The 1,911-nt window shown below is 54.5% G+C and carries 2 tRNA genes and 1 rRNA gene; all 3 read right to left on the bottom strand.

Annotated elements, in window-relative coordinates:
- Position 1 precedes the first annotated feature (1 nt).
- A tRNA-Ala gene (locus ACMGDE_RS19845) sits at positions 2–75 on the bottom strand.
- A gap of 7 nt (positions 76–82) precedes the next feature.
- A tRNA-Ile gene (locus tag ACMGDE_RS19840) sits at positions 83–157 on the bottom strand.
- Between the two features lie 115 nt (positions 158–272).
- Positions 273–1,794 (bottom strand): 16S ribosomal RNA (locus ACMGDE_RS19835).
- Positions 1,795–1,911 lie beyond the last annotated feature (117 nt).

Genomic DNA, 1,911 nt, shown 5'->3' with positions numbered 1-1,911 from the left:
GTGGAGAATAACGGATTCGAACCGTTGACCCCCTGCGTGCAAGGCAGGTGCTCTAGCCAGCTGAGCTAATTCCCCTTGACCGTAGTCCCGAGCAGACTTGAACTGCTGACCCCTACATTATCAGTGTAGTGCTCTAACCAAACTGAGCTACGGGACTAGCTTTCTCTTGCCGCTCGGATACCGTGTAAGGGAACGGTGTCCTATTCTTCTTTTCTCTTTTAAAGATATCATTGATAATCCATGGCGCAACGAGCACCAATCCGGTACCCTAGAAAGGAGGTATTCCAGCCGCACCTTCCGGTACGGCTACCTTGTTACGACTTAGCCCCAATTACCAGTTTTGCCCTGACACGCTCCTTGCGGTGACATGCTTCAGGCACCCCCGGCTTTCATGGCTTGACGGGCGGTGTGTACAAGGCCCGGGAACGTATTCACCGCGTCATTGCTGATACGCGATTACTAGCGAATCCAACTTCACGGGGCCGAGTTGCAGGCCCCGATCCGAACTGTGATCGGCTTTGCGGGATTGGCGCCCTGTTGCCAGGTGGCTGCCCGCTGTACCGACCATTGTAGCACGTGTGTAGCCCCGGACGTAAGGGCCATGATGACTTGACGTCGTCCCCGCCTTCCTCACTGTTTGCACAGGCAGTCTGGATAGAGTCCCCACCTTTAAATGCTGGCAACTATCCATAGGGGTTGCGCTCGTTGCGGGACTTAACCCAACACCTCACGGCACGAGCTGACGACAGCCATGCAGCACCTAGTTTCGTGTCCCGAAGGACTGGCCCATCTCTGGACCATTCACTAACTTTCAAGCCCGGGTAAGGTTCCTCGCGTATCATCGAATTAAACCACATGCTCCTCCGCTTGTGCGGGCCCCCGTCAATTCCTTTGAGTTTCACCCTTGCGGGCGTACTCCCCAGGTGGATGACTTAACGCTTTCGCTTGGACGCTGGCCGTATATCGCCAACATCGAGTCATCATCGTTTAGGGCGTGGACTACCAGGGTATCTAATCCTGTTCGATCCCCACGCTTTCGTGCATCAGCGTCAATCGCGCCTTGGTAAGCTGCCTTCGCAATCGGTGTTCTGTGGCATATCTATGCATTTCACCGCTACTTGCCACATTCCGCCTACCTCATCCGCATTCAAGCGCGCCAGTATCAACGGCACTGCGATGGTTGAGCCACCGTCTTTCACCACTGACTTAGCGCGCCGCCTACGCACCCTTTAAACCCAATAAATCCGGATAACGCTCGGATCCTCCGTATTACCGCGGCTGCTGGCACGGAGTTAGCCGATCCTTATTCTCAGGGTACACTCAGCCCCGTTCACGAACGGGGGTTTGTTCCCCTGCAAAAGCAGTTTACAACCCGTAGGGCCGTCCTCCTGCACGCGGCATGGCTGGTTCAGGCTTCCGCCCATTGACCAATATTCCTTACTGCTGCCTCCCGTAGGAGTCTGGTCCGTGTCTCAGTACCAGTGTGGGGGATTCTCCTCTCAGAGCCCCTAGGCATCGTTGCCTTGGTGCGCCGTTACCGCACCAACTAGCTAATGCCACGCGAGCCCATCCGTCCCCTATCAATATTTGGTTGAAGTGTGATGCCACATCTCAACGTCATGCGGTGTTAATCCCTCTTTCGAGGGGCTATCCCCCTGGGACGGGCAGGTTGCTCACGCGTTACGCACCCGTGCGCCACTCTCATGGGGAGCAAGCTCCCCAATCCCGTTCGACTTGCATGTATTAGGCCTGCCGCTAGCGTTCATCCTGAGCCAGGATCAAACTCTCCATTGTAATAATGAATCGTTAAAGATCGCCGACCCTAAAAACCCAATCTTAGAATCAATCTTTACTGTATTATGTCTATCTACCTGGATTGACTTAGGTCTGTCTATCTTAACTTTCGCCCTT

This window comes from Parapedobacter brassicae (genome assembly GCF_051400755.1).
GTDB lineage: Bacteria > Bacteroidota > Bacteroidia > Sphingobacteriales > Sphingobacteriaceae > Parapedobacter.
This window is presented reverse-complemented; position numbering and strand designations above follow the sequence as displayed.